This window comes from Amycolatopsis solani (genome assembly GCF_033441515.1).
Lineage (GTDB): Bacteria > Actinomycetota > Actinomycetes > Mycobacteriales > Pseudonocardiaceae > Amycolatopsis > Amycolatopsis solani.
In genome coordinates this window covers 1,298,464-1,319,453 of record NZ_JAWQJT010000002.1, presented here as the reverse complement: position 1 = coordinate 1,319,453, position 20,990 = coordinate 1,298,464, and the positions used below count along the sequence as shown (strand labels likewise).

Sequence of the window (20,990 nt, the reverse complement as noted above, 5' to 3'; positions counted from 1 at the left end):
ATGTGGCATTGGGTGCGTCAGACGCACCGAACGCCACATTGGGGCGCTCGCCACCCGGCTTGCGACGTGCGCTAGGCAGGCCCCAGCGCGGCTTCGGCGACCACCCCGCCGGGCTCCTTCAGCTCGATGAAGAAGGAGTGCGTCGGGGTGGTGCCGACGTTCTCGCCCGAGTGCTCCTGCGCCGCGACCCAGCGCACCGCCCCGGCGGGCAGGTCCACGCCGACCTCGCGGCCGCCGGAGGAGATGCGGCGGCTGAACGCGCTGAGGGTGACCATCACCGTGTCGGGGTGCCGGTGGGGTGCGGTCCGGTCGCCGGGCCGGTCGCGGTACTCCAGCACGCGCACCCGCTCGTTCTCGAAGACCACCTGGTACAGCTCGGGGTTCGTTTCGGCCGGGTCACCGGTCATGGCCGCCTCCTTCGTGGGACGTGAGTACCATGATGGCATGCCAGTACCATATGAGTCCACCGGCAGACAGCGGCAGAAGGGCCGGACCCGGGCCGCGCTGGTCGAGGCGGCGCACGCGCTGCTGGCGGACGGTGGGTCGCCGACCGTCGAGGATGCCGCCGCCGCGGCGGGGATCTCCCGCACCACGGCCTACCGGTACTTCCGCAACCAGCGCGAGCTGCTGCTGGCCGCCTACCCGGAGATCCAGGACGACGCCGGTCTGCTGCCCCCGGACGCGCCCGCCGACCCCGTCGTGCGGCTGGAGCTGGTGCTGCGCGAGTTCATCGCCTTCACCCTGCGCTGGGAACCGCAGCTGCGTGCCCAGCTCCGGCTGTCCCTCGAGCCCGGCGCCCGGCAGCCGGTGCTGCGCCGCGGCCGGGCGATCCGCTGGATCGAGGAGGCGCTGTCCCCGCTCGCGGACACCCACCCGGACCTGGACGTCCACGGCCTCGCCGTCGCGATCCGGTCGGCGACCGGCATCGAGTCCCTGGTGTGGCTGACCGACATCGGCGGGCTCGACCGCACGCGGGCGGCGGAGGTGCTGGCGGGGTCCGGGCGGGCCATCCTGCGGGCGGCTCTCACGTGATCGGCACCGTCGCGACGCACGAGTCGGTGCCGTTGCTGAACGTCGTCGCCGCCGAGCCGATCGCGGTCACCGGCACGTCGAGGCCCGAGGGCAGCGTCAGGCTCGTGGTCCCCGACGTCGGGACCGACCGGGTGTAGATCGTGTGGATCGTGAAGCCATCGCGGTAGGAGATCCGCAGCAGCAGGTTGCCCGCGTCGCCGATGTACGGGCCGGACGACGTCGTCGCCCCGATCATGTGGTGGTAGCCGCCGGACGTCTCGTACTTGAGGGTGAACGAGCCGCCGAAGCTCCCGGAGGTGCAGACGCCGGTCTTCTGGCTGATCGTGCCCGCCTGGGCGGGGGCAGCCAGCACCGTGGCGCTCGCCAGCGCGGCCGCCAGCCCGGCTCGGATCGCAGTCTTCATGGTGGCATCGTGGCGGAAGCCGCTTCCGTTCCGCTTCTCTTCACGCGGTGGTGCGGACCAGGTGGACCGGGCAGGCCGCCTGGTGCAGCAGGGCCTGGCCGGTGGAGCCGAGCAGCAGCCCGGGGAAGCCGCCGCGGCCGCGGTCGCCCAGGACGACCAGCTGGGCGCCGGCGCTGCGCTCGATCAGTTCCCGCCGTGGGTGGGCGTGCACCAGGACCCGCTCGACCTCGACGTCGCCGGTGTCGTGGGCCAGCACCCGCTCGCCGAGCAGGCGGTGCCCGGCCTCGGTGACGCAGCGGGGATCCTGGCGCGGCGGTGGGGTGTCCGCCCAGGCGTGCAGCACGACGAGCGGGGCGCGGCGGGCACGGGCTTCGGCCACCGCGGCGGCGAGCACCCGGGAGCCGGCTTCGCTGCCGTCGATCCCGGTGACGACGGGGCGCTCCGCCGCGCCCGGCTCGTCCCAGCTGTCCCCGCGGACGACGACGGTGTCGCACCGGGCGTGCGTCCCGACGGCCGCGGCGACCGAGCCCGCCAGCAGGCTGGTGAGCCGCCCGTGCCCGGCCGACCCGACGACGAGCAGCGCCGCGGACCGCGACGCCTCGATCAGCGCCTGCGCCGCGCGATCGGAGTCCAGCCGGGTGACGGCGTCGGGAACCCCCTGCGCGGCAGCGAGTTCCCGGGCGGTCCGCAGCGCCCGCCGCCCCCGCGCCCGCAGGGCGTCGACGAGCTCGTCGGGCGGCGGCACGACCCCGCCGGCGAGCAGCGCGGGTACGTCGAGGGCGTGCACGACCTCGAGGGGAGCGCCCCGGAGTCGTGCGGTCCGCGCGGCCCAGCGCACGGCGTCGAGCGACTCGGCCGACCCGTCCACCCCGGTGACGATCGGCGGTCCGGTCATTCCCAAGACTGTAGGCCCGCGCGGTCGCGGCCGGGAGCGTCTCGCGGGATGTGTGGGGTTCGCTCGCGCCCGGCAGTAGGGGTTGGCCGGCCGCCCGATCCGTCCGGTCGCGGCCCACCTCCGGCTCCGGCAAGATCGGCCGGGTCCCTCGAACGGTCCGGAGGAACCGATGGCGGTGCTGGTCGTGGCGGCCGCGGTGCTCGGGCTGTTCGTCGGGTCGTTCCTCAACCTCGTGGTCCAGCGGGTGCCGCGGGGCGAGCCGGTCGTCCGTCCGCCTTTCCGCTGCCCGGTCAGCGCTCGCCACTTCCTCGTCGCGCTCGGTACCGCGGTCCTCTTCGCGCTGCTGACCCTGCGGCTCGACCCACCGCACCTGCCCGCCTACCTCTACTTCGGCGCGATCGGCGTCGCGCTCGCGCTGATCGACTTCGACTGCCGCCGGCTGCCGGATGCGATCGTGCTGCCCTCCTACCCGGTGCTCGCCGTCCTGCTGGCCGTCTCGGCCTGGTGCCGGGACGACTGGTGGTCGCTGGCCCGCGCCGGGATCGGCGGGACCGCGCTGTTCGCCTTCTACCTGCTGCTGGCCCTGATCCACCCGCGAGGCATGGGCTTCGGCGACGTCAAGCTCTCCGGCCTCCTGGGCGGGCTCCTCGCCCACCTCTCCTGGACGGCCTTGCTGCTCGGCGCGTTCGGCGGCTTCCTGCTCGGCGCGGTGGCCGGTGTCGTCGTGCTGGCGGCCGGGCGGGGTGATCGCGACACCGCGCTGCCGTTCGGGCCGTTCATGATCGCCGCCGCGCTCGTCGCCGTCTTCGTGGTGGCGGCTTGACGCGCCTATCATTCCGGTCACCCGTCCCCGGGAGATCGAGGTACCCCGTGAAGAACCGCTTCGCCGCCGTGGTCCTCGCGTGCGCGGCCGCCGCGCTCGTCCCGGCCACCGCGCACGCCGATCCCGCCGACGGCGGCACTTTCTCCGTGCTGAGCTACAACGTCGCCGGGCTGCCGGAAGGCATTTCGAGCGCGCCGACCCCGCGCGCGCCCGCCACGACGGCGATCGGGCAGCGGCTGGGCCCGTACGACGTGGTGCACGTGGAGGAGGACTTCAACTACCACGCCACGCTCTACGCGGCCGACCAGCACGCGTACCGGACCCCGACGAGCGGCGGCGCGGGGATCGGCAGCGGCCTGAACACGCTGTCGTCGCTGCCCTACGACGTCGACGACTTCGAGCGCGTGCGCTGGAACTCGTGCCAGTTCGACTCGGGCGATTGCCTGACCCCCAAGGGCTTCACCTTCATGCGGCTGCGGCTCGCCGAAGGCGTTTACGTCGACACCTACAACGTGCACACCAACGCGGGCACGAACGACGGCGACCAGGCGTCCCGCGCGGCGAACCTGGCGCAGCTGACGGCGTTCATCCGCGGCCGTTCGGCGGGCAACGCCGTGCTCGTCATGGGCGACACGAACACGCGCTACACCCGCGCGGCGGACACGATCGCCGAGTTCGCCGCGGACAACGGCCTCACCGACGCCTGGGTGAAGCTCGTCCGCGGCGGGGCCGCGCCCGCGCCGGGCAGTCCGGCGCTGGTGTGCGACCCGCAGAACGTCACCGACGACTGCGAAGTCGTCGACAAGGTGCTCTACCGCGGCAGCCCGCTGGTGTCCCTGGACGCGACCGCGTACCACAACGAGCACGCGAAGTTCCTCGACGACGCGGGCCGGATGCTGTCCGACCACGACCCGGTCACCGTCCGTTTCGGCTGGACGCGCAACCCGGCGCTGCGCCTGTCCGACCAGTTCGGCGGCCCCCACGGCGACTACTTCACCGACGCGGGCGCGGTCCCGGCGGGCGCCCGCGTCCGGACGCTGTCGCTGCGCGCCGGCTCGCGGCTGGACCAGCTCGGGGTGACGCTCGAGAACGGCACGGCGCTGGTCCACGGAGGTGCCGGCGGAACGGCGGCCACCCTGACGCTCGCGGCCGGTGAACACGTCACGACGGCGACGGTGTGCCAGGGCAGCTACCAGGGCCACACCCGGATCTTCTCGGCGGCCTTCACGACCAGCACCGGCCGCACCCTGGCGGGCGGCTCGCCGACGCCGGACTGCGTGACGCGCACGGCACCGGCGGGCTGGCAGCTCGCCGCCTTCCACGGCCGCGCCGGCGGCGAGGTCGACAAGATCGGCTTCGTCTACACCCGGCGCTGAGCGGTGCGTCGCGCCGACCAGCCGAGCAGGGCCAGCTCCAGCGCCGCGAACCCGGCCAGCACCACCGGTCCGGGGGCGACCAGCAGTGCCAGCCCGATGAGCAGTACCGGCAGCACAAGTCCCGTGTACGCCACCAGGAACAGCGCCGCCAGCACCTCGCCGCGGGTGAGGTCGTCCGCGAGGGCCGCCACCGTGCCCGCCGACGCGCGGAAGCCCAGGCCGAACCCGGCGCCCGCCAGCACGCTCGCCACGAAGAACAACGGGAGCGAGGCCGCGAACGCCGACCCCGTCAGCAGCACCAGGCCGGCGCCCATCAGCGCGTACCCGGACCGCAGCTGCGAGCGGGTGCCGAGGCGCGCGAACACGATCTGGACGAGCGCCGCGCTGCCCAGCATCGTGAACGGCGCCAGCCCGGCGAGCAGGCGGGACGGCTCGTGCAGGTCGTTCGCCAGCAGCGCCGGGGCGAGGGCCATGACCAGGCCGCTCAGCGCGAACGCCGCGAACGCGCCGAGCGCGGCGCCGGTGAACTCGCGCCGGGCGGACGGCGGCAGTGACAGCCGCTGCGGGCGGTAGGCCGGGCGCTCTTCGCGGCGCTCCACCGTCTCCGGCACCAGGCTCACCGCGATCGCTTCGAGCAGGAGCACGACCAGGAACACCGCGAACGGCGTGCTCAGCGGATGGTCGGCGAAGCGCGCGAACAGCCCGCCCACCAGCGGGCCGACGGCCAGGCCGCCGGCGTTCACCACGGTCGCGGTGAGGGCCGGGGCCCGCAGTTCGGACAGGTGCGCGGTCGCCGTCGCGGAGATCACGCCGATCCCGGCGCCGCTGATCAGCCGGGCCACGATGAGGCCGGGGACGTCCGGCCACAGCAGGAACATCGCGGCGGCGAGGGCTTCCGCGAGCAGCCCGGCGAGCAGGACACGGCGGCGGCCCAGCCAGTCGCTGACGTGCCCGGCCAGGTACAGGCTCAGCACCACCCCGACCGCGTAGGCGGCGAAGATCACGGTCACCAGAAAGGCGGGAAAGCCGTCGCGCCGCTGGTAAAGCGCGTACAGCGGGGTCGGCACGGTGGAGAACGCGAGCGCGGTCGCGAACGCGACGGCGACGACGCGGAACCCCAGCCCGTGGCTCACGCGGAGCCGGGCGGGGGAGAGGGTGACGGACATCGGGACCTTCCAGGACGCCAGGGATCTTCCGCTGTCCACGATGTCCCCGCCGACTCAGCAAGTCCAACGAAAAGTCCTGGTGCCAGTTATCGATGCAGCCGATAACTTGATCCCATGGAAACGCGTCAGCTCGAGTACTTCGTCGCCGTCGCCGAGGAGCTCAGCTTCACCCGGGCCGCCCAGCGGGTGTTCGCGGTGCAGTCCACCGTGTCCGCCGCCGTGCGGTCGCTCGAAGCCGAGCTCGGCACGCGGCTGTTCGACCGGTCCACCCGCCGGGTCGCGCTTTCGGCGGCGGGCGCGGCGTTCCTGCCCGAGGCCAAGGCCGCGATCGAGGCGCTCGAACGGGCGCGCGCGACCGTTCAGGAGGCGTCGGAAGGCCTGCGCGGCAGCCTCCGCATCGGCACGCTGACGTCGATCGGCGTCGACCTGCCCGCGCTGCTCGGGGCGTTCCACCGGCGCTACCCGCTGGTGGACATCCACGTGACGGTGTCGATCACCGGGTCGACCGGACTGGCCGAAGAGGTCCGCCAGGGCCGGCTCGACGTCGCGCTGGTGGGCCTGCCCGAGACCGACCTCGCCGGGCTGGACGTCCTGCGCGTCGACACGCTGCCGTTCGTCGTGGTGCTGCCGGCCACGCACCGGCTCGCGGCCCGCAAGGCGGTCCGCCTCGCCGACCTCGCCGGCGAGGACTTCATCGACACGCCACGCGGGTTCGGCAACCGGGTCGCGCTCGACCGCGCCTTCGACGCGCTCGGCTCGCCGCGGCGGGTCACCGTCGAAGTCGCCGACCTGCGCCCGGTGCCGGGGTACGTGCGGGCCGGGCTCGGCGTCGCGGTCGTGCCGGAGACGCCGGGGCCGGCCGAGGCGGACGTCGTGGTCCGGCCGCTGGCGGGCGCCGGGCTCGACTGGCCGCTCAACCTGGTCACCGCCGGGGCGAAACCGCCCAGCCGGGCGGTGAGGACCTTGCTCGACCTGGTCGCGAACAGTATTTGAACGCGTTCAACTCTTTCGGTACGGTGGGGTCATGAAGGTCGTGATACCAGGCGGGACCGGTCACCTCGGGCGCGTGCTGAGCCGGGCGCTCGCCGGCAGCGGGCACGAGGTCGTCGTCCTGACCCGAGGGGAACCCACCGCGGCACCGGGAGTGCGCCACGTCCGCTGGGACGGGCGGAGCGCGGGTCCGTGGACGCGCGAGATCGACGGCAGTGACGTGGTCGTCAACCTGGCGGGCCGGTCGGTGAACTGCCGCTACACGAAGGCGAACCTGCGCGAGATGTGGAACTCCCGCATCGACTCTGTGCGCGTCGTCGGCGGTGCGATCGAGCGCGCCGCCCGGCCGCCGCGGGTCTGGCTGCAGATGAGCACGGCGACCATTTACGCGCACCGCTACGACGCCCCGAACGACGAAACCACCGGCGTCCTGGGCGGCACCGAGCCGGACGCGCCCGCGTACTGGGCCTACAGCGTCGACATCGCCCGGGCGTGGGAGCGCGAGCAGGAGGCCGCCGCCACGCCGCACACGCGCAAGGTCGCGCTGCGGACGGCGATGGTGATGAGCCCGGAACCGGGTGGCGCGTTCGAGATGCTGCTGCGCCTGACCCGGCTCGGCCTCGGCGGCCCGGTCGCCGGCGGCGCGCAGTACATGTCGTGGATCCACGAAGCGGACCTGCTGCGGGCGATCGACTTCCTCATCGCGCACGACGAGCTCAGCGGCCCGGTGAACCTGGCGGCCCCGGAACCGTTGCCGTACCGGGATTTCCTGCGGGCGCTGCGCGCGGCCGCGGGCGTCCCGGTCGGGCTGCCCGCGACGCGGTGGATGGCGTCGATCGGCGCGTTCGTGCTGCGCAGCGACCCGGAGCTGCTGCTGAAGAGCCGTTTCGTGGTGCCGGGACGGCTGCTGGACGCGGGGTTCGCCTTCGAGTACCCGGCGTGGCCCGCCGCGGCGGAAAACCTGGTGCGAGGTCCATTGAGGACGGTCAGCTGAACTCGGCGTTGTCCCGCAGCCGCCGCAACATCAGCGCGAGGTGCAGCCGGAAGCGGCCGGCGGGGGAGTCGACGTCGAAGCCGAGGACGGCCTCGGCCCGCGCGAGCCGGGACGGCATCGTGCTGTGGTGGCGGTGCAGCACGGCGGCCGCCTTGCGGGCCGAGCCGGTCGCGCACAACGCCGAGAGCGCGGCGAGGGTGTCTTCGCCGTGAGGCTCGGCCGCGAGGCGGTCCAGCGCCTGGACGTCGGGGAGGCCGCCGGGGTCCAGCACGCCGTCGAAGGCGGCGAGGCTGCCGAGGTGCTCCCACCGGACCACGGGCTCGTCGTCCGAGGTGAGCCGCAGCGCGGTGCGCGCGGCAGCCCAGGACCGGGCCACCTCGATCGCCGGAACTCCGGGCCCGACACCCACGCGGCCGCCGCTGCCGTTGCTCGCTCGCCCGGCCGGCAGCGGGTCCGTTTCCGCCGTGAGCACCGCCCGCACGGTGCCCAGCACCGCCGAGCGTCCCGAGGGGACCTCTCCGCCGGCCGTGGCCACTACGCGCAGCCGGGCCGAAGGGCCGAATCCGAGCAGGTGCAACGCCCGCGACCGCTCGGCCGTGCCCGCGTCCTCCGTCAGCGCCAGCTCCACCAGCGCCGGGTCGCCGAGCTCCGGGTGCGGGACGCCGGAGTGTTCGAGCAGGATCGCGGTGGCGATGGCGAACCGCTCCAGCAGCATGTCGTCGAGCGGGACGGGCGCGCCCGCCCGGGCCACCCACACGACCACCCCGCCCTCGAGCTCGCGGGCCGCGGCCCCGTGCGGAGCCGTTCCCGGCGCGGAAACCCCGGCACCGGGAGCCGCGCGCAGCGACAGCCCCCGGCCCGGCGCGTGCACGCCGACCGGGCAGCCGGCGAGGTCGGCCGTGGTGCGCACCAGGGTGTCGAAGCCGGCGTGCGCGGTGATCAAGCGGTCGAAGAACCCGATCACCCGTACGGCGTTCTCGGCGTCGGCGTCGAGCCCGGACAGCCGCAGCAGCAGCCCCTTCATGCCGCCACGATAGGCGCGCCCGCCGCCGGATGGCGAGTTCCGTCCCGCCAACGCCCGCCGCGTGGCGGTGGCCGGCGCGGGGCGGGCGGCCGATGATCGGTGCCATGACCTACGCGATCGACCCCGAGCTGCTGCCCTGGCTGGACATGCTGCCGTCGGTGACCCTGACCGACCGCGAATCCCTGCTGGCCGCGCGTTCTTCGATGACGGAGCTGGGCGACGTCCTGCCGAGCTACGAACCCACGACCGCGATCGACGTCCGGGACACCGCCGTGCCCGGGCCGTCGGACGCCCCGGACGTGCCGGTGCGCGTCTACACCCCGGCCGGCCGCACCGAAGCCGTCCCCGGCCTGCTCTACATCCACGGCGGCGGGTTCGTCCTCGGCGACCTGGACATGTTCCACGCCTCGCTGCTGCGGCTGGTCGACGAGCTGGGCATCGTGATCGTGTCGGTCGACTACCGGCTCGCGCCCGAGCACCCGTTCCCGGCGCCGCTCGAAGACTGCTACGCGGCCCTGACCTGGCTCGAAGCCAAGGCGGACGAGCTGGGCGTCGACCCGGCCCGCCTCGGTGTCGCCGGCGAGAGCGCGGGTGGCGGGCTTTCGGCGGCCGTCGCCCTGCTGGCCCGTGATCGCGGCGGCCCGGCGCTGGCCTTCCAGTACCTCGGCATCCCCGAACTCGACGACCGGCTCGGCACCCCGTCGATGCGGGCGTACACCGACACCCCGGTGTGGAACCGCCCGAACGCGGTCTTCAGCTGGACGAGCTACCTCGGCGAAGAACCGGGTGGCGAAGGCGTTTCCCCGTACGCGGCCCCGGCCCGCGCCACCGACCTGGCCGGCCTGCCGCCCGCGTTCGTGACGACGTGCCAGTTCGACCCGCTGCGTGACGAAGGCATCGAGTACGCCCAGCGCCTGGCGCACGCTGGGGTCGCCGTCGAGCTCCGCCACTACCCCGGGACGTTCCACGGCTCCGGGATGGTCGAGGCGGCGGCGATCTCGCGCCGGATGTTCGCCGACGAGGTCGACGCCCTGCGCCGCGGGCTCCGCGTCTGACTCACGGCCGGGGCAGCTCGCCCGCCAGCGTGGTGCCGAACGCCACCGCCGCGTCGCAGGCGCCGCCGCCCGGTTTCGTCGCGAAGAGCCGGACGTGCTCGGCCTGCTTCGCGTCGAACTGGCGGTGGTTCCAGCTCACCGTGCAGCTGTCGCCGGTTTCGCGGCGGGTGGCGGGCACCCCGCCGAGGTCGACCGGGGTGCCCTCCTCCGGGACCACGGTCAGCTTCTCGAACGTCAGCCGCAGCGACGTCGTGGCCGTCCATTCGCACTCGCGCAGGCGGTTCAGCGTCACCTGGCGGACGGGCCCGAGCACGGCCTCGGGCTTCGCGGCCACCTGGCACGGATCCAGCGCGAGCAGCGTTCCCGGCGGCAGGGCGTAGCCGATCCCGCCGTCGCGGAGGCGCTGGAGCACCGTGCGGAGCGCGGTTTTCGCCAGCGCGCACGTCTTCGCCAGCGCCGTCACGCCGAGTTCGGGCTGGGCGGGGAGCTGGACGCTGGCGTCGCACGTGCTGCCGCTGATCTCCGAGAAGAGCACCGGCCGGCCGTCGAGGTCCTCGGCGGGCCGGCCGCCCTCGACGTAGATCCGGTCGCCCAGCTTGACGCCGATCTTGGCGCCGGAGCGGGTTTTGTAGTCGCAGCGGTCGAAGTACAGCGGATCCGGTTCGGCCTGCAGCTTGCCGGTGTCCGGGACGGAGACGCCGTCCAGCACCTTGCAGGGATCCGTGCGCCGCAGCGTCTCGAGGCTCACCGGGTCCAGCTGCTGGCTCGGCGGCGGGGGATCCGCGCGGAACAGCCCGATCGCGACCAGGCTGCCCGCCGCGAGCGCGGCCACGGCGGCCAGTACCGCGACGGCCGGCACCCAGCGGCGCCGCTGGGGCGGGGCGGGCAGCGGTTCGGGCACGGGCCACGCCAGCGCGGCGCGGATCGCGGTGTCCTGCGCGTCGATCAGCGCGTGCACCGCCGGCGGCCACGACCCGGGCGGGACCGCGCCGAGGAAGTCCAGGATCTGCTGGGGTGACGGCCGCCGCGCCGGGTCCTTGGCCAGGCACGGCTCGACGAGCGCGCGCAGCTCGGGCGGCACTCCCGTCAGGTCCGGGACGGCGTGCACGACGTTGTAGAGCAGCTGCGCCGTGGTGGAGCCGGTGAACGGCCCGCGCCCGGTCGCCGCCATGACGAGCAGGCCGCCGAGGGAGAAGACGTCGCTCGCGGGAGTCAGCGGCCGGCTTTCGGCCTGTTCCGGGGACATGAACGCGGGGGAGCCGACGATGCCGCCGGTGCCGGTGAGGTCCGCGCCGCCCTCGGTCGCGCGTGCGATGCCGAAGTCGATGACGCGCGGGCCGTCGCCGGTGAGCAGGACGTTGCCGGGCTTGAGGTCGCGGTGGATGAGACCGACGCGGTGGATCTCGATCAGCGCGCTCGCCAGCCCGACGGCGAGCCGGCGCACGGCCTCGGCCGGCAGCGGCCCGGTGGCCTCGACGGCTTCCTTCAGCGACGGCCCGGTGACGAACACCGAGGCCAGCCACGGCGTCTCGGCGTCCGGATCGGCGTCCATGACGGCCGCCGTGAACGCCCCGGAAACCCGTTGCGAGGCCACGACTTCCTGCCGGAACCGGCCGCGGAAGTGCGGGTCGCGCGCGAACTCGGCGTGCACCTGCTTGAGCGCGACGAGCCGGCCGTCCGGGGCCACGCCCAGCAGGACGCGGCCCATGCCGCCCTCGCCGAGTTCGGCGACGAGGCGGTACTTCCCGGCGGTGCGGGCCTCGCCCGCTTCGAGCGGCTTCACAGCTTCGGCAGCCCGGGCCGGGCCGCCTTGGCGAAGTCCTGCGTCTGCCGGCAGGTCTCTTCGGGGCTCAGCGAACTGGCGGACGTGCTGTAGGAGACGGTCACGTTCTCCGAGGTTCCTTCGTCGATCGCGCGGTGCGCCCAGCTCAGGCTGCACAGCACTTTCGCCGGGTTGAACCGCTTCGTGGTGTAAAAGGCGGTCACGCCGCCGAGGTCGACGGTGCCCGCCGAGTCGTAGTAGGAGTCCTTCGACACGAACGGCCGGGTGCCGCGTTCCAGCGTCAGCGTCACCTCGCCGCCGACCTGCCAGTGGCACTCGTGCAGCCCGTTCGGCTCGACCTTGGTGACCGGGCCGACGATCCGCTGCGCGGTCGCCGCCGGGACGAGCCCGCACGGGTCGACCGGCGCGAGACTCCCTTGCGGCGCCGGGGAGTTCATGGTCTTGAGGCGCTTCACGGCTTCGCCGAGGGCGGACTTCGCCGCGTCGCACGGCTTGGCGAACTTCTCGGCCGCGTCACCGGCTTCGACGCCGATGGTGGCGGCCGGGCGGTCCACGACGGGCACCGACGCGGTGCAGCGCGTCGACTCGTCTTCGACGCTGAGCGGACGGCCTTCGAGCTCCCCGGCGGGCGTGCCCTTGGCGGCCACCGGGCCGCCGATGGTCAGCTCGAGCCACTGGCCCTGCGCGGTCTCGTACGTGCAGGCGAAGAAGTGCACGCCGATCTTCGGGGTGAGCTTCCCGGTGCCGGGCACCGACGGCAGCACCGCGCACGGGTCGCCGCCGCGCAGCTTGTCCGGGCCCAGCGGGTCCGGGTTCGGCGCGGACGTCGTCGCGGCCGGGGCGCTGCTCGCCGGGGCCGCGGTGGCGCTCTCGTCGTCGTCCAGCAGGGTGACGGCGGTGATCGTGCCGCCCAGGACGACGGCGGCCGCGGCGGCGGCGAGCGCGATCCGGAGACCCCGTCGTCGCGGTTTCGGCGGCTTGGCCACAACGGCGTCGACTTCGGCCTGGCGGCGGGCGATCAGCGCGTGCACGGCGGGCGGCCACGGGCGCTGCACCGGCGGCAGCGGCCCGAGCCGTTCGAGCAGCTGCGCCGGCGTCGGACGCCGGGCGGGGTCCTTGGCGAGGCACGGCTCGGCGAGCGCGCGCAGGTCCGGCGGCAGGGCCCGCAGGTCCGGGTGCGTGTGGACGACGTTGTAGAGCGACTGCGGCGCCGACGCCCCGGCGAACGGGCTGCGCCCGGTGGCGGCGAGGACGAGCAGGGCGCCGAGGGAGAAGACGTCGCTCGCCGGGGTGAGCGGCCGCCCGTCGGCCTGCTCCGGCGACATGAACGCCGGTGAGCCGAGGATGACGCCGGTGTGGGTCAGGTCGGTGCCGCCTTCCGCGGCGCGGGCGATGCCGAAGTCGATGACCCGCGGCCCGTCTTCGGCGAGCAGGACGTTGCCCGGCTTGAGGTCGCGGTGCACCAGCCCGGCCCGGTGGATGCCGGTCAGCGCGGCCGCCAGCCCGGCGGCGAGCTGCCGGACCGCGGCGGGCGGCAGCGGCCCGGTCGCGTCGACGGCCTCCTGCAGCGACGGCCCGGCGACGAACACCGAGGCGAGCCACGGCACCGGCGCGAACGGCTCGGCGTCCATCACCGCGGCGGTGTAGGCACCCGTGACCAGCCGCGAGACCTCGATCTCGCGGCGGAACCGTTCGCGGAAGCCGGGGTCGTGCGCGAACTGCCGGTGCACCTGCTTGACGGCGGCGAGCCTGCCGTCGGGCGCGACGCCGAGCAGCACGCGCCCCATCGCACCCGCCCCGACGGCGGCGAGCAGCCGGTACCGCCCAGCCCGCGCCGGTTCACCCGGTCCCAACGGCTCCACACCCACCTCCGCGGGCGATGGTAGATCGTCGGCCGGCCGCGGTGGCCCGGAACGCCCCCACTGGTCCCGCCGCCCCGAAGGGGACGTTGCCGGCATGTGACGCCCTGAAGCGGACTTTCCTGGCATCCGATGCCAGGAAAGTCCCGTTCAGGGCGCGTCCGCGTCGGGACCTCCAGGCCCGGCGCGACGCCCAAAGCCCTCGGCGACGCACCCGCGGCGTCAGCCGCCTACCGCCTCGCCCGCACTGGCCGAGTCCCGATGTAGTGAATGACTCATTCCTGTCGTCCGACGACAGGAATGAGTCATTCACTACATCCGGGTGGGAGCTCAGGCCGGGGTGACGTCGATCAGCACCTTCCCCGTGACGCCGTCCTCGGAAGCCGCGTGGGCCTTCGCCGTGTCGGAAAGGGCGAACCGGTGGACCGGCACACCCCGCTCGGCACCCACCCGCAGGGCCCCGTCGGCCAGCGCCGCCGTGACGTCCTCCGTGCCGGCCTTCAGCTTGTCCTCGCCCACCGTGTACAGCACCAGGAACTGGTACCGCGCGTTCAGCCACAGGTTGGCCCCGAAGTCGAGGGTCAGCGCCCCCGTGCCGCGGTCGTCGCCGTACATCGCGACCGTGCCGCGCGGGCGCAGGACCTCCGTGTGCAGCTTCGCGTTGACCCCGGCCGCGACCTCGACCACCAGGTCGACGCCGTCGGGGGCGACCTCGCGGATCCGCGCGCCCAACTCCGGGTCGGGGTAGCGCAGGACGTGGTGGGCGCCGGCCGCGCGGGCGAGGGCGGCCTTCTCGTCGCTGCTGACCGTCGCGATCACCGTCGCCCCGGCCCAGCGGGCGAGCTGGATCGTCGCGTTGCCGACCGCGCCCGCGCCGCCGCTGACCAGCACCGTGCGGCCGTCGAGGGCGCCGGGGGCGAGGCGGGTCGGCCCGTCTTCGGCGACGGTGAGCGCCCGGTGCGCGGTCAGCGCCGGGATGCCGAGCCCGGCGCCTTCGTCGAAGCCGGCGCCGTCGGGCAACCGGACGAGCTTGGACGCCGGCAGCACCGTGTACTCCTGCGCGGTACCCGACCCGGGCCCGTACGCGCCGGCGATGACCACCCACACGCGGTCGCCCGGGGCGAAGCCGGTGACGTCCGGGCCGACCGCGTCGACCACGCCGGCGCCGTCCTGGTTGGGCACCGTTTCGGGGACGTCGGCGCCCGGTTCGGCGCGGAGGCCGGCGCGGGCCTTCCAGTCGGTGGGGTTGACAGCGGACACCACGATCCGGACGCGGACTTCGCCGGGACCCGGCTCCGGCACGGCCCGCTCGGTCGGCGTCAGCACCTCGGGTCCGCCGTGGCGGCGGTAGACGACTGCTTTCATGTCCGGTGCAATCCCGCCCGACCCGCGGTTATTCCCCGCGCGCCGCGAAATCGCCGTCGCCGCAAATCGGTTTTTCGGCGCCGGGAAAAGCGGAAAACGGCGCCACGCGGGTGATCCCCCGGCCGGGCGATTTTCCGCCTTGCCCGCGCGAAACCGGCCGCCGTCGCAGAAACTGGGCGCGTGGGAGAGGAAAAGCGCACGCCGGGGGACGATCGGCCGAAGCGCGACGAACGAGAACCGACACCGATCTTCGACGCGGTGTTCAGCGCGACGCGCGCGAAGGCGAATACCGGTAATCCGGACCGGGAACCGGACAAAGCCGGGCGGTGAGCGGACACCCGCCCGGCCGGACGTGTGGCACTTTGCTCGACGTCCGCAGCGGACATGTAGCATCTCGGTGCTCGTACACCCGGCGGCCGAGGAGGGACCCGTGACAAGCGTCGTCAACAGCATGATCGCCGCCGAGTACGCCGCGGGTGCCACCATCTCCGAGCTCGCCGAGCGCTGGGGGATCGAGCCCCGCCAGGTGATCGAGCGGATCTCGGCCGCTCGCTCCTGAGCGGCCTCAGATCGCCCGTTCCCCCTTGCCGAGCACGACGATGCCGCCTTCGCTGACGTGGTAGTGCCCGCGGTCGCGGGCCAGGTCGACGCCGATGTGCGCGCCGGGCGGGACCACCACGTTCTTGTCCAGGATCGCCCGCCGCACCACCGCGCCGCGGCCGACGCGGGCGCCGTCGAGCAGCACCGAACCCTGCACCACCGCGCCCTGCTCGACGAGCACGTCGGGGGAGAGCACCGAATCCACGACCTGGGCCCCGGAGATGATGCAGCCGTTGCTGACGATCGACTGGTTCGCCGAGCCGCCTTCGACGAACTTCGCCGCCGCGCGCTGGCCCGGGTGGGCGAGGATCGGCCACTTCCGGTTGTAGAGGTTGAAGATCGGGTGCGTGGAGATCAGGTCGGTGTGCGCGTCGTAGTAGCTGTCGATCGTCCCGACGTCGCGCCAGTAGCCGTGGTCGCGTTCGGTCTCGCCGGGCACGACGTTGCCGTTGAAGTTGTAGACCGCCGCTTCGCCCGACTTGACCAGCGCCGGGATGATGTCGCGGCCCATGTCGTGGTGCGAGGCCGCGTTCTCGGCGTCCGCGTGCAGTGCTTCCAGCATCACCTTGGTCGTGAAGATGTAGTTGCCCATCGACACGTACGACTCCTCGGGGGAGTCCGGCAGGCCCGGCGGGTCGTCGGGCTTCTCCATGAACGCGTCGATCATCAGCCCGTCGGTGGTGCGGATGACGCCGAACGAGCTCGCCTCCTTCCGCGGGACGCGGATCCCGGCCACCGTGACGCCGGCGCCCGACGCGATGTGGGCGTCCAGCATCTGCCGGGGGTCCATCCGGTAGATGTTGTCCGCGCCGAACACCGCGATGTAGTCGGGGTCCTCGTCGTAGACCAGGTTGAGGCTCTGGTGGATGGCGTCGGCGCTGCCCTGGTACCAGCGCGGCCCGAGCCGCTGCTGGGCCGGCACCGGCGTGACGTACTCGCCGGTGAGCGACGAGAGGCGCCACGTCGTCGAGATGTGCCGGTCGAGCGAGTGCGACTTGTACTGCGTCAGCACGCACAGCCGCCGGAAGCCGCCGTGCACCAGGTTCGACAGCACGAAGTCGACCAGCCGGTGCACGCCCCCGAAGGGCACGGCGGGTTTGGCGCGGTCGGCGGTGAGCGGCATCAGCCGCTTGCCCTCGCCACCCGCGAGCACGATGCCCAGCACGTCGGCTCCAAGATTCACGACGACCTCCCGCACGCTTCGTAGAGGGCGACCGTCCGCTCGGCGATCGCCTTCCACCCGAACTCGCCGACCGCGCGTTCGCGGCCGGCGGTACCCATCGCGGCGGCCCGGTCCGGGGAGCCCACCACCTCGTTCAGCGCGGCGGCCAGGCCCGCCTCGAACCCGCGCGCGTCCTGCTCGTCGTAGTGCACGAGCAGCCCGGTCCGGCCGTCGTCGACGACCTCCGGGATGCCGCCGACGTCGCTGGCCACCACCGGGGTGCCGCACGCCATCGCCTCGAGGTTCACGATGCCGAGCGGCTCGTAGACCGAGGGGCAGGCGAACACCGTGGCGTGGGTGAGCAGCTGCACGACCTCGGGGCGCGGCAGCATCTCGGGGATCCAGCGGACCCCGGTGCGCGTCTTCTCCAGCTCGGCGACCAGCCCGCGGAACTCCGCGTCGAGCTCGGGGGTGTCGGCGCCGCCCGCGCACAGCACCAGCTGGGTGCCGGGGTCGAGCGACGCGGCCGCGCGGACCAGGTGCGGGACGCCCTTCTGCCGGGTGATCCGGCCGACGAACAGCACGTACGGCCGGTCCGGGTCGATGCCGTGCTTCGCCAGTGCTTCGGTGCCGGGGTCCGGGCGGTAGAGCGTGGTGTCGATGCCGTTGTGGATCACGTGCACGCGCTCGGGCGGCACCGCGGGGTAGGCGGCGAGGACGTCCCGGCGCATGCCGCCGCTGACCGCGACGATCGCGTCCGCGGCCTCGTAGGCCTCGCGCTCGATCCACGACGACACGCGGTAGCCGCCGCCGAGCTGCTCGGCCTTCCACGGCCGCAGCGGCTCCAGCGAGTGGGCGGTCACGACGTGGGGGATGCCGTGCGTCATCTTCGCCAGGTGCCCGGCCAGGTTCGCGTACCAGGTGTGGCTGTGCGCGAGGTCGTGGCCGTCGAGGGCGTTCGCCATGGACACCGCGATGTCCATGGTCGTGAACGCGGGCTGGCGGTAGCCGTGGGGATCCGTGTGCCCGGTGGCGTCCGCGCGGTCCGCGCCCCAGCAGTGCACGTCGAGATCGACCAGCGGCCGCAACTCCCGGGCGAGGAACTCCACGTGGACCCCGGCGCCGCCGTAGACCTCCGGCGGGTACTCCCGGGTGAGCAGGCCGACCTTCATGAACGGAACCCTATGGCCTCACGGGGGTTCCGCGCAGTCTGGCGTACAGGGGAAATACTGGAGTTTTCCGTCACCTGCTCAGCCGAGCGGGTGCGATCACGGCTCGCGGGTGAAGACGAAGTGGCCGACACCCTTCGCCGCGGACCGGACCTGCCAGTCGTCCGGTCCGGTCGCCGGGCCCGACGCGTACTGCATGCGGAAGTCCGGCTTGCGCGGCGCCACCGAGGTGTCCAGCCAGTGATAGTTCACCCGCAGCGCGAGGCTCATCAGCGGGCTCGCCGTCGCGATCCGCTTCTCGACCAGCTTCACCGCCTCGCCGCGGTCGGAGAACTCGTCGAGGATGGTGCATTCGCAGAAGTAGGCGAGGGTGCCGATCTCGCCGGGGCTGGCCACGCTCGCCCCGTTCAGCCGCGCGCCGAGCTCGGTGCCGACCCGCGCGTAGTCCTCAGCGCTGGCCCAGTTCCCGAACACCACCGGCGACGGCCACGGCACGCCCTGCGCCGCGTCGACCGCGGCGCCGCTGAGCACCAACAGGCCGGTCAGCCCGAGTGCGAGCAGCGGCGGGCCGGTCCGCAGCTCCGCCCGCTCGCGCGCCTGGGCGTACCAGGTGCCGAACGCGGCCACGGCGAACGCGCTCGTCGCCGTCACCGGCGCCACGTAGTACCAGTGGAACGGGCCGACCCCGATGAACGAGTAGGCGAGGTAGTAGAGGACCCCGCCGCCGGCCAGCGCCGCGACCGGGCCGAGCGCGGGGAAGAGCGGCCACCGCACCGCGAACCGGGCGGCCGCCCACGCGGCGAGCGCGACCACGCCGACCAGCGCCGGGAGGAACGACACGAGGACGGTCACCGGCCAGCCGAGGTAGTACATCATCGGCCCGGTGCTGTAGCTCCACGGCGCGAACAGGCCGGCCTGCGTCTGCTTGATGGCGAGCGTGTCGGGCACGAACGAGCCGAAGGCGATCCAGCTGACCAGGAACCACGGCGCGGCCGTGAGCACCGTTACGCCGGCCGCGAGCGCCAGCCGCTTGCGGATCGCGGCCGCGCTGAGGGCGATCACCACCACGAACACGGCGAGGTCGATGCGGGTGAGCACGGCGAGGCCGCCCACGACGCCGAACCACAGCGGCCTGCCTTCGAGCGCGAGGACCGTGAGCACCAGCAGCACCGCCGGGATCAGCAGCACCTCCAGGCCCACCGCGGACAGCACGAACGGGTTCAGCAGCACCAGCGCGACCCCGAGCACCCCGGCCGCGGGCGGCAGCGCCAGCCGGCGGCCGAGCCGCTGCCACGCCCACCCGAGTGCGGCGCCGCACCCGACGGTCAGGATCCCGAGCGCGACGACCGGGTGCGGTCCGCCCGCCACCCGCGTCACCAGGGTCAGCGCGCCGAGGAGCAGGACGTTGAGCGGCGACGTCGCGGAGTTCGCGGGCGCGCCGGGGATGATGCCCCATTCGCCGTGCACGGCGAGGTTCTTGGCGTAGGCCAGGGTGATGTAGGCGTCGTCGGTGAGGCTCCCGCGCACCAGCAGGAAGACGGCCGCCCCCAGGACGGCCCCGTAGATCGGCAGCCACCGGCCGCGCGTGTCCGTCCGGACCTCGGTCGTTCTGTCCGCGTCAGTCTCCGCCAGCACCTGTCCACCTCGCGGAAGCGCCGTCAGCGCGGATCCGCCTCGTCACGATCGAATGCCCCCGGGGCCGGGGTAGCCGTCCGGGGGTCACCCGATCGTGACACGGCTCGTGTCGGACCGCAGTGTGACGCCGTTCCATTGTGGAGCGTCAGCGCGTCCGGCGGCGGGTCGCGAGCAGGACGAGCGCGATGCCGGCGGCGAGGAGGAGGGCGCCGAGACCGAGGACGGGGCCCAGGTCGGTGCCGGTGCTCGGGAGCGGGCCGTGGCCGCCCGGGGTTTCCGGGACGGTCGGGTTCGGGACGGCGGGAGTGGTGCTGGTCTCCTCCGGCGAGGTGCCGGTCGGGGTGGTGTCGGTGGTCGAGGTGGCCGTCGTGGTGGTGCCCGTGCTCGTGGGGGAGGTGGGCACCGTGGTGGTGCCGGTGGGGGTGGTGCTGGTGGTCGGGGTGGTGGTCTCGGTCGTCGACGTGGGGGTCGTCGACGTGGTGGGTTCGGTGCTGGTGGTCGGCGTGGTGCTGGTCGGCGAGGTCGTGGTGACCGTCGTCGTGGTGGTCGGCTCGGGCGGTTGCCCGCACGAGGGCAGGTCGCCGGTGAACGGGTACGCGTGGAACTCCTGCCCGCTGCCCTGGCCGGCCGGGGAGCCGTGGACCAGGTTGCCCGCCGTGAAGAAGCGGCCGTTGGTGCCGGGGAGGGTGACCGTCGTGGTGCCGTCCGGGCGGCCCGCGAGCACGCTGCCCTGGAACATGCCGCCGCCGGTGAGGCTCACGGTCCGGGCGTCGGGGAAGTTCCACAGCAGGCGGGGCCGCAGGCGGTTGAGCGGGTCGGTGTCGTCGAGGGTGCCGCTGTAGGTGTTGACCACCCGGGCCGAGCCGGTCAGGTTGACCAGCACCGTGGCGCCGTCCGGGATGCCGGTGAACGCGATGCCCTGTGCGGTGCCGCCGGGGCCGGCGATGTCCTGGGTGACGGTGAAGACCTGCAGCGCCGACTTCCCGTCGCCGGTGAAGAGCGTCTGGTAGTTCTGGTTCACGACGGTCCCGGTGGCCGCGGCGCGCGCGTAGCACTCGCTGGCCGCGGTGAGCTCGGCCCGCAGTCCCGCGTACGGCTTCATCGCGGCGGTGTCGTGGACGACCGTGCCGATCACGGTGCCGCTGACGCTCCCGGCGTGCCGGACGACGCCGCCACCGGAGTCGCCCACGGCGTCGAGGCGCTGGCCGTCGGCGACCGAGAGGTCCCCGCCGACGGTGAGGAAGTCGGCCCCGTCCGGCGGCGGCACGCGAGAGCCGACCCCGGCGACCCCGACGTTGTAGATCGACGAGCCCGCCGTCTTCCGCAGCGTGAAGTCCCCGCCGACGACCACCCGCCCTTCGGCTTCGGCGGCGCTGCCGGTGACGCGCATGTCGCCGCCGGCGAAGACGGTGATGGCGTTGTCGCGGCCGGCGAACGCGCCGTTGCCGACCGGCGGGTAGGTGCCGGGACACGTCCCGGGCACGCACGGCCCGAGCCCACCCGGCAGCGGGTCGGCGGCCGCGGACCGGCCGGCCGGGATCGAAAGGACCACGAGCCCGCAGGCCGCCAGCGCCGCGAGGGCGGCATGGGTCACGCGCACGGGACCTCCCCTGTCCACAGTGGACTTACCGTGCCGGACGATAGCGGCAGCTCAGGCCG

20 protein-coding genes are annotated in these 20,990 nt (G+C 73.8%); 8 read left to right on the top strand and 12 right to left on the bottom strand.

Annotated features, from left to right (window positions below; translation table 11 throughout):
- Window positions 1-71: 71 nt before the first annotated feature.
- On the bottom strand, window positions 72-407 hold the full coding sequence (locus tag SD460_RS26630) for a cupin domain-containing protein (protein WP_290062591.1): 336 nt from the start codon (window positions 405-407) through the stop codon (window positions 72-74).
- Window positions 408-444: 37 nt separating this feature from the next.
- On the opposite strand from SD460_RS26630, the gene SD460_RS26625 reads away from it, so the two are divergent.
- Window positions 445-1,032 (top strand): TetR/AcrR family transcriptional regulator, encoded by a 588-nt coding sequence (locus tag SD460_RS26625; protein ID WP_290062592.1) that lies wholly within the window; start codon window positions 445-447, stop codon window positions 1,030-1,032.
- Here the strand turns inward: SD460_RS26625 and SD460_RS26620 are convergent.
- Together SD460_RS26620 and SD460_RS26615 are read right to left on the bottom strand one after the other, a co-directional pair.
- Entirely contained in the window at window positions 1,025-1,435 is a 411-nt protein-coding gene (locus tag SD460_RS26620; protein WP_290062593.1) for a hypothetical protein, read from the bottom strand. The two genes, SD460_RS26625 and SD460_RS26620, sit on opposite strands and share 8 nt — an antisense overlap.
- A 40-nt stretch (window positions 1,436-1,475) precedes the next feature.
- Window positions 1,476-2,330: a universal stress protein gene (locus tag SD460_RS26615; RefSeq protein ID WP_318306882.1), complete on the bottom strand. Its 855-nt coding sequence runs from the start codon at window positions 2,328-2,330 to the stop codon at window positions 1,476-1,478.
- A 169-nt stretch (window positions 2,331-2,499) separates the two neighbouring features.
- Between SD460_RS26615 and SD460_RS26610 the strand changes: the two genes are divergently transcribed.
- Together SD460_RS26610 and SD460_RS26605 are read left to right on the top strand one after the other, a co-directional pair.
- A complete protein-coding gene (locus SD460_RS26610) occupies window positions 2,500-3,153 on the top strand; it encodes a prepilin peptidase (RefSeq protein ID WP_290062087.1) in 654 nt (217 codons plus the stop codon).
- A 47-nt stretch (window positions 3,154-3,200) separates the two neighbouring features.
- The gene (locus tag SD460_RS26605; RefSeq protein ID WP_290062086.1) at window positions 3,201-4,529 is read left to right on the top strand and encodes a jacalin-like lectin; all 1,329 of its coding nucleotides are present in this window, start codon (window positions 3,201-3,203) and stop codon (window positions 4,527-4,529) included.
- On the opposite strand, the gene SD460_RS26600 is transcribed toward SD460_RS26605, so the two are convergent.
- Window positions 4,514-5,695: an MFS transporter gene (locus tag SD460_RS26600; RefSeq protein WP_290062085.1), complete on the bottom strand. Its 1,182-nt coding sequence runs from the start codon at window positions 5,693-5,695 to the stop codon at window positions 4,514-4,516. The genes SD460_RS26605 and SD460_RS26600 overlap by 16 nt on opposite strands.
- Window positions 5,696-5,809: 114 nt before the next feature.
- On the opposite strand from SD460_RS26600, the gene SD460_RS26595 reads away from it, so the two are divergent.
- Together SD460_RS26595 and SD460_RS26590 are read left to right on the top strand one after the other, a co-directional pair.
- Complete coding sequence (locus tag SD460_RS26595) at window positions 5,810-6,688, top strand: LysR family transcriptional regulator (RefSeq protein ID WP_290062084.1); 879 nt, start codon at window positions 5,810-5,812, stop codon at window positions 6,686-6,688.
- Between the two features lie 31 nt (window positions 6,689-6,719).
- Window positions 6,720-7,679: a TIGR01777 family oxidoreductase gene (locus SD460_RS26590; RefSeq protein WP_290062083.1), complete on the top strand. Its 960-nt coding sequence runs from the start codon at window positions 6,720-6,722 to the stop codon at window positions 7,677-7,679.
- On the opposite strand, the gene SD460_RS26585 is transcribed toward SD460_RS26590, so the two are convergent.
- Window positions 7,672-8,703: a helix-turn-helix domain-containing protein gene (locus tag SD460_RS26585; RefSeq protein WP_290062082.1), complete on the bottom strand. Its 1,032-nt coding sequence runs from the start codon at window positions 8,701-8,703 to the stop codon at window positions 7,672-7,674. The two genes, SD460_RS26590 and SD460_RS26585, sit on opposite strands and share 8 nt — an antisense overlap.
- A 104-nt stretch (window positions 8,704-8,807) precedes the next feature.
- Here SD460_RS26585 and SD460_RS26580 point away from each other — a divergent pair, with 104 nt between their 5' ends.
- Window positions 8,808-9,758: an alpha/beta hydrolase gene (locus tag SD460_RS26580; RefSeq protein ID WP_290062081.1), complete on the top strand. Its 951-nt coding sequence runs from the start codon at window positions 8,808-8,810 to the stop codon at window positions 9,756-9,758.
- A gap of 1 nt (window position 9,759) precedes the next feature.
- On the opposite strand, the gene SD460_RS26575 is transcribed toward SD460_RS26580, so the two are convergent.
- The 3 genes from SD460_RS26575 to SD460_RS26565 form a co-directional block, all read right to left on the bottom strand.
- Window positions 9,760-11,541, bottom strand: a complete 1,782-nt coding sequence (locus SD460_RS26575; RefSeq protein WP_318306881.1) for a serine/threonine-protein kinase — start codon at window positions 11,539-11,541, stop codon at window positions 9,760-9,762.
- On the bottom strand, window positions 11,538-13,403 hold the full coding sequence (locus SD460_RS26570) for a serine/threonine-protein kinase (protein ID WP_290062985.1): 1,866 nt from the start codon (window positions 13,401-13,403) through the stop codon (window positions 11,538-11,540). The genes SD460_RS26575 and SD460_RS26570 overlap by 4 nt, the downstream gene beginning before the upstream one ends.
- 327 nt (window positions 13,404-13,730) lie before the next feature.
- Window positions 13,731-14,765, bottom strand: coding sequence for an NADPH:quinone reductase (locus SD460_RS26565; RefSeq protein WP_318306880.1), 1,035 nt, complete (start codon window positions 14,763-14,765; stop codon window positions 13,731-13,733).
- A 180-nt stretch (window positions 14,766-14,945) separates the two neighbouring features.
- On the opposite strand from SD460_RS26565, the gene SD460_RS26560 reads away from it, so the two are divergent.
- The gene (locus tag SD460_RS26560; RefSeq protein ID WP_290062627.1) at window positions 14,946-15,095 is read left to right on the top strand and encodes a hypothetical protein; all 150 of its coding nucleotides are present in this window, start codon (window positions 14,946-14,948) and stop codon (window positions 15,093-15,095) included.
- Between the two features lie 100 nt (window positions 15,096-15,195).
- Window positions 15,196-15,324 carry a hypothetical protein gene (locus SD460_RS26555; protein ID WP_290062626.1) on the top strand — a complete coding sequence of 43 codons (129 nt, stop codon included), beginning with the start codon at window positions 15,196-15,198 and terminating at the stop codon, window positions 15,322-15,324.
- Window positions 15,325-15,330: 6 nt separating this feature from the next.
- Here the strand turns inward: SD460_RS26555 and glgC are convergent, their stop codons facing one another.
- From glgC to SD460_RS26535, 4 genes are all read right to left on the bottom strand, one after another.
- A complete protein-coding gene (gene glgC / locus SD460_RS26550; RefSeq protein WP_290062625.1) occupies window positions 15,331-16,548 on the bottom strand; it encodes a glucose-1-phosphate adenylyltransferase in 1,218 nt (405 codons plus the stop codon).
- The gene (gene glgA, locus SD460_RS26545; protein ID WP_290062623.1) at window positions 16,545-17,699 is read right to left on the bottom strand and encodes a glycogen synthase; all 1,155 of its coding nucleotides are present in this window, start codon (window positions 17,697-17,699) and stop codon (window positions 16,545-16,547) included. Before glgA ends, glgC begins: the two co-directional genes overlap by 4 nt.
- Window positions 17,700-17,795: 96 nt before the next feature.
- A complete protein-coding gene (locus SD460_RS26540; RefSeq protein WP_318306879.1) occupies window positions 17,796-19,331 on the bottom strand; it encodes a glycosyltransferase family protein in 1,536 nt (511 codons plus the stop codon).
- 145 nt (window positions 19,332-19,476) lie between these two features.
- Window positions 19,477-20,931 (bottom strand): choice-of-anchor A family protein, encoded by a 1,455-nt coding sequence (locus SD460_RS26535; RefSeq protein WP_290063029.1) that lies wholly within the window; start codon window positions 20,929-20,931, stop codon window positions 19,477-19,479.
- Window positions 20,932-20,990 lie beyond the last annotated feature (59 nt).